Annotated in this window: 1 protein-coding gene and 1 pseudogene; both read left to right on the plus strand. The window is 50.0% G+C overall.

What is annotated here, in order from left to right:
* Nucleotides 1-121 (plus strand): annotated as a pseudogene (locus tag ACWHAR_RS30700) (sugar ABC transporter substrate-binding protein); the annotation flags it as partial.
* A gap of 4 nt (nt 122-125) precedes the next feature.
* A partial coding sequence (locus ACWHAR_RS30705) for an ATP-binding cassette domain-containing protein (protein ID WP_452088887.1) occupies nt 126-556 on the plus strand: 431 nt, incomplete at its 3' end.

Raw genomic sequence — 556 nt, forward strand, 5'->3', positions numbered from 1 at the left:
TGACAACGGAGAGAAGGTCGTTCCATCATACCTGCTTGAACCGGTCGTCGTCGACAAAGAGAACTACAAAAAAGTGCTCGTTGACGGCGGTTACTATAAAGAATCGGAATTAGGGAAGTGATCCGATGTCCGATTGCATTTTAGAGATGAGAGGCATCACGAAGGAGTTTCCCGGCGTCAAAGCGCTCGACAATGTCCACCTTCGCGTTAAAGCGGGCGAAATCCATGCCCTCTGCGGGGAAAACGGGGCGGGCAAGTCGACTTTGATGAAGGTGCTGAGCGGCGTCTATCCGTACGGTGCGTATACGGGCGACATTTTATATAAAGGGGAAGTATGCCAATTCAAAAATATTAAGCAAAGCGAGGAAGCGGGGATCGTCATCATCCACCAGGAGCTGGCGCTCGTCCCCCAGCTTTCCATTGCGGAAAATCTTTTTTTGGGCAATGAACAGGCCAGCCGCGGCGTCATCAATTGGCGAAAGACAAAGCTGGAAACGCTCGAATTAATGAAAAAAGTCGGGCTTCAAGAATCTCCGGATACGCTTGTTTCCCAAAT

The organism is Bacillus sp. LR--39, from assembly GCF_053613335.1.